Origin of the sequence: Streptomyces niveiscabiei (assembly GCF_001419795.1) — a bacterium.
In the GTDB taxonomy this organism is placed as follows: Bacteria; Actinomycetota; Actinomycetes; order Streptomycetales; family Streptomycetaceae; genus Streptomyces; species Streptomyces niveiscabiei.
In genome coordinates this window covers 1-5,274 of record NZ_LIRL01000741.1, presented here as the reverse complement: position 1 = coordinate 5,274, position 5,274 = coordinate 1, and the positions used below count along the sequence as shown (strand labels likewise).

General features: G+C 70.4%; 5 protein-coding genes. 3 read left to right on the top strand and 2 right to left on the bottom strand.

The window, feature by feature from the left end:
• Nucleotides 1-673, bottom strand: a 673-nt coding sequence (locus AOK24_RS32380; RefSeq protein ID WP_167376882.1) for a histidine kinase, incomplete at its 3' end; no start/stop codon positions are given.
• A 152-nt stretch (nucleotides 674-825) separates the two neighbouring features.
• Nucleotides 826-2,265 carry a gamma-aminobutyraldehyde dehydrogenase gene (locus AOK24_RS32375; RefSeq protein ID WP_055723587.1) on the bottom strand — a complete coding sequence of 480 codons (1,440 nt, stop codon included), beginning with the start codon at nucleotides 2,263-2,265 and terminating at the stop codon, nucleotides 826-828.
• Between the two features lie 184 nt (nucleotides 2,266-2,449).
• Here AOK24_RS32375 and AOK24_RS32370 point away from each other — a divergent pair, with 184 nt between their 5' ends.
• From AOK24_RS32370 to AOK24_RS32360, 3 genes are all read left to right on the top strand, one after another.
• Nucleotides 2,450-2,929 carry an Lrp/AsnC family transcriptional regulator gene (locus AOK24_RS32370; RefSeq protein WP_010353815.1) on the top strand — a complete coding sequence of 160 codons (480 nt, stop codon included), beginning with the start codon at nucleotides 2,450-2,452 and terminating at the stop codon, nucleotides 2,927-2,929.
• Nucleotides 2,926-4,284, top strand: coding sequence for an aspartate aminotransferase family protein (locus AOK24_RS32365; protein WP_055723585.1), 1,359 nt, complete (start codon nucleotides 2,926-2,928; stop codon nucleotides 4,282-4,284). Before AOK24_RS32370 ends, AOK24_RS32365 begins: the two co-directional genes overlap by 4 nt.
• A 182-nt stretch (nucleotides 4,285-4,466) precedes the next feature.
• Entirely contained in the window at nucleotides 4,467-5,207 is a 741-nt protein-coding gene (locus AOK24_RS32360; protein WP_055723584.1) for an ABC transporter ATP-binding protein, read from the top strand.
• The last annotated feature ends 67 nt before the right edge of the window (nucleotides 5,208-5,274 follow it).

Below are 5,274 nucleotides of genomic sequence, written 5' to 3'. Positions count from 1 at the left end.
GGGTGCGGGCGAGGTGGGCGGCGGTGCCCGCCTGCGCGTTGGCGACGGCCATGTGGTGGGCGACCACGTCGTGCAGCTCGCGGGCGATGCGCATCCGCTCCTCGGTGACGCGCAGGCGGGCCTCCTCCTCGCGGGTGCGTTCCGCGTGCGCGGCCCTGGCCTGCACGGATTCGAGGTAGGCGTGCCGCAGCCGGGAGCGGGAGCCGACGGCCACGGGGAACAGCAGCCACAGTCCGGTGCCGACGGTCTTGAGGAGGAAGAGGTTCCAGGTCGGGTCGACGGCGACGCCGGTGACGGCGAGGGCGCCCGTCGTCGTCCAGGCGTACGTGCGGCTGGTCCGGTGGTCGGTCAGTGCCGCGATCCAGTACAGCGCCGCCATCACCGGCGCCAGCAGCATCGGACTCGGCAGGTAGCCCAGGCCGATCAGCGTCGTCGCGCCCGCCCCGGTGACCACCAGGACCCCGCGCGGCCAGCGGCGGCACCCCAGCACGGCGACGCACAGCACTATCGCCAGGGCGGTCACGAACAGCTCGGGCGCGTTGTCGTCCGGCGCCGGGTTGCCGTCCGTGCTGATGGAGGTGCCGAACTGGACGCAGGCGTACAGGGCGACCGCCGTCACCGCGTCCACGGTCCGCGGGTGCAGGTCGGCGTACCGCTCCAGGCTGCTGGCCATCGGTCCTCTCCGGCTCGGTGCTGCTCGTCCACCATGAACGATGCCTGGTCACACCGGCCGGGACATCCTGCCTGAGCTGGCGATGCGCCTACCGAAGGCGGAGGACGACGTACTGCACCTGCGGTACGCCGTCCTCCTGAGCCGAAAAGCCCCTACCCGTCCAGCGATGTCATGACGTGCTTGATCCGCGTGTAGTCCTCGAACCCGTAGCCCGACAGGTCCTTGCCGTAGCCGGACTTCTTGAACCCGCCGTGCGGCATCTCGGCGACGAGCGGGATGTGCGTGTTGATCCACACGCACCCGAAGTCGAGCCGCTTGGACATGCGCATGGCGCGGCCGTGGTCCTTGGTCCAGACGGAGGAGGCGAGGGCGTAGTCGACGCCGTTGGCCCACTCGACGGCCTGGTCCTCGTCGGTGAAGGACTGGACGGTGATGACCGGCCCGAAGACCTCGTTCTGGATGATCTCGTCGTCCTGCTTGAGCCCGGAGACGACGGTCGGCGCGTAGAAGTACCCGGTCTCGCCGACCCGGTGCCCGCCGGCCTCGACCTTGGCGTGCGCGGGCAGCCGCTCGATGAACCCGGAGACCTGCTTGAGCTGGTTCGGGTTGTTCAGCGGGCCGAAGAGAACGTCCTCGTCGTCCGGGTGCCCGGTCTTGGTGTCGGCGGCGGCCTTGGCGAGCGCGGCCACGAACTCGTCGTGGATCGACTCCTGGACGAGGACGCGGGTGGCGGCCGTGCAGTCCTGGCCGGCGTTGAAGAACCCGGCGACGGAGATGTCCTCGACGGCCTTGGCGAGGTCGGTGTCCTCGAAGACGACGACGGGAGCCTTGCCGCCCAGCTCCAGGTGGACGCGCTTGAGGTCCCTGGACGCGGACTCGGCGACGGACATGCCGGCGCGCACGGAGCCGGTGATGGAGGCCATGGCCGGGGTGGGGTGCTCGATCATGCGGCGGCCGGTGTCGCGGTCGCCGCAGACGACGTTGAAGACGCCGGTCGGCAGGATCGAGCCCATGATCTCGGCCATGAGGACGGTCGACGCCGGGGTCGTGTCGGACGGCTTCAGCACGACCGTGTTGCCCGCGGCGAGGGCCGGCGCGAACTTCCAGACGGCCATCATCATCGGGTAGTTCCAGGGCGCGACCTGCGCGCAGACCCCGACCGGCTCGCGCCGGACGATGGAGGTCATGCCGTCCATGTACTCCCCGGCGGAGCGCCCTTCCAGCATGCGCGCGGCGCCCGCGAAGAAGCGGATCTGGTCGACCATGGGCGGGATCTCTTCGGACCGGGTGAGCCCGACCGGCTTGCCGGTGTTCTCGACCTCGGTGGCGATGAGGTCCTCGGCGCGCTCCTCGAACGCGTCGGCGATCTTCAGCAGCGCCCGCTGCCGCTCGGCGGGGGTGGTGTCGCGCCAGCCGGGGAACGCGGCTGCGGCGGCGGCCATGGCGGCGTCGACGTCGGCGTCGCCGGACAGGGGGGCGGTCGCGTACGCCTCGCCCGTGACGGGGTTGACGACCTCGGTCGTCCGCCCGTCGGCGGCGTCACGGAACTCGCCGCCTATGTAGTTGCGCAGCCGACGCAATTCGGTGCTCACGGCCGGTTCCTCCCGGTATCGCAGGTGTCCACTGACTGAGACACCACCCTAGTCCGCCGAATCGGTTTTCCGACACCCCCACCCCCACTGCACTTGCGAAATCCGCAGATCTGAGCCACCGTGACGACGGATTTCATCGTCACGGCCTTGCGGGACGAACGAGACGTCATGCAGAGTGGCCCTCGTGGCCAACCGAAGCACCGACAAGCCCCCCGGCAAGCACCTCGACTCCGTGAGCCTCGCGATCATCGAGCAGCTCCAGGAGGACGGCCGCCGCCCCTACGCGGCGATCGGCAAGGCCGTCGGCCTCTCCGAGGCGGCCGTGCGCCAGCGCGTCCAGAAACTCCTCGACCAGGGCGTCATGCAGATCGTCGCGGTCACGGATCCGCTGACCGTCGGCTTCAGGCGGCAGGCGATGGTCGGGGTCCACGTCGAGGGTGACGTCGAGGCGGTGGCGGACGCGCTCACGGCCATGGACGAGTGCGAGTACGTGGTGATGACGGCCGGCTCCTTCGACCTGATGGTGGAGATCGTCTGCGAGGACGACGACCACCTCCTGGAGGTCATCAACCACCGCATCCGGGCCGTCCCCGGCGTGCGCTCCACCGAGAGCTTCGTCTACCTGAAGCTCAAGAAGCAGACCTACATGTGGGGAACCCGATGAAGGACCTGAGCAAGTCCGCCTACGAGCACCTGTGGATGCACTTCACCCGCATGTCGTCGTACGAGAACTCCCCCGTCCCGACGATCGTGCGCGGCGAGGGCGCCTACATCTACGACGACCGGGGCCGCCGCTACCTCGACGGCCTGGCGGGTCTCTTCGTCGTCCAGGCCGGGCACGGCCGCACCGAGCTCGCCGAGACGGCGTTCAAGCAGGCGCAGGAGCTGGCGTTCTTCCCCGTCTGGTCGTACGCGCACCCGAAGGCGATCGAGCTGGCGGAGCGCCTCGCGGGCGAGGCCCCCGGCGACCTGAACAAGGTGTTCTTCACGACCGGCGGCGGCGAGGCCGTCGAGACGGCGTGGAAGCTGGCCAAGCAGTACTTCAAGCTGACCGGCAAGCCGACGAAGCACAAGGTCATCTCCCGGACGGTCGCCTACCACGGCACCACCCACGGCGCCCTCTCCATCACCGGCCTCCCCCCGCTGCGCGCCCCCTTCGAGCCGCTCGTCCCCGGCGCGCACAAGGTCGCGAACACCAACATCTACCGCGCCCCGATCCACGGTGACGACCCGGTCGCCTTCGGCCGCTGGGCCGCCGACCAGATCGAGCAGCAGATCCTCTTCGAGGGCCCGGACACGGTCGCGGCGGTCTTCCTGGAGCCCGTCCAGAACGCGGGCGGCTGCTTCCCGCCGCCGCCCGGCTACTTCCAGCGGGTGCGCGAGATCTGCGACCAGTACGACGTGCTGCTCGTCTCCGACGAGGTGATCTGCGCGTTCGGGCGGCTCGGTACGACGTTCGCGTGCGACAAGTTCGGCTACGTACCGGACATGATCACCTGCGCGAAGGGCATGACCTCGGGCTACTCCCCGATCGGCGCCTGCATCGTCTCCGACCGCCTCGCCGAGCCCTTCTACCGGGACGGCAACGCCTTCCTGCACGGCTACACCTTCGGCGGCCACCCCGTCTCCGCGGCCGTCGCCCTCGCCAACCTCGACCTCTTCGAGCGCGAGAACCTCAACCAGCACGTCCTCGACAACGAGGCCGCCTTCCGCGCGACCCTGGAGAAGCTCCACGACCTCCCGATCGTCGGCGACGTCCGCGGCAACGGCTTCTTCTACGGCATCGAACTCGTCAAGGACAAGGCCACGAAGGAGTCCTTCGACGCGGAGGAGACCGAGCGCATCATCTACGGCTTCCTCTCCAAGGCCCTCTTCGACAACGGCCTGTACTGCCGCGCCGACGACCGCGGCGACCCGGTCGTCCAGCTCGCGCCGCCGCTGATCGCGAACCAGGAGACGTTCGACGAGATCGAGCAGATCCTGCGCCGGACGCTGACCGAGGCGTGGTCGAAGCTCTGATCGTCTGATGTACGGCCCCGCGCGCGCCCGTTCGAGTGAGAAACGGCGCCGCGGGGCCGTGTGCTGTCCGGCATTCCAGGAACCCCCCGCCTAGCGTGCAGTGACCGATCGCCCCTGCCTTTCGTTCCCCCGGACGGGGGAAACGGCACGGGAACTACGGATCTGAACGAAGGTGTACGCCCATGGAGGCCCCGCCGGACAACGACGTGCTCTGGGCACGCTCCCTGCACTTCACGCACCGCGACGGCACCCCCGGCCTCGGCGGTGTCTCGGTGGGCGTCCGCGAGGGCGAGATCCTCGCCGTCACCGGCCCGCGCGGAAGCGGCAAGACGACGCTGCTGCACTGCCTCGCCGGCCTGACCCCCGCCCAGCGCGGCGAGGTCTGGTTCAACAGCGTCCCCGTCCACACGATGGGCCCGGCCGCCCGCGAACGGCTCCGCCGCGACCGCTTCGGCTGGATCGACCCGGCGCCGACGCTGGTCCCCGAACTGAACGTGTGGGAGAACGCGGCGCTCCCCCTCATGCTGCGCGGTACGAGCCGCCGGCGCGCCAAGGCCGCCGCGCTGGAGTGGCTGGAGCGGCTCGACGTCGGGGACAAGGCGCGGGCGCGGCCCGGGGAGTTGACGCAGGCGCAGCGGCAACGGGTGTGCATCACCAGGGCGTTGGCACCGGCGCCGTCGGTCCTCTTCGCCGACGAACCGACGGCACCCCTCCACCAGGCCGACAGGGCCCACGTGTTGAGGACCCTGACGACAGCGGCCCGCTCCCACGGCATCACGGTGGTCCTGGCGACGAACGACCCCGACACGGCGGCGCTGGCCGACCGCACGATGCCCCTCCTGGACGGCCGCCGCGTCACCACCGTCCACCTCCCCCCGCCCACCGATCCGGAAGGCCGCCCCGCGTGCTCGCTCTCCGCCTGACCCGAGCCGCCCACCCGGCAGTCCACGCGCGCCGCCTGGCGGTCTCGGCGGCGGCCACAGGAACGGG

Excerpts from the sequence above, each read along its gene's own strand:
- AOK24_RS32360 (WP_055723584.1), top strand. The coding sequence starts at position 4,467 with ATGGAGGCCCCGCCGGACAACGACGTGCTCTGGGCACGCTCCCTGCAC.
- AOK24_RS32365 (WP_055723585.1), top strand. The coding sequence starts at position 2,926 with ATGAAGGACCTGAGCAAGTCCGCCTACGAGCACCTGTGGATGCACTTC.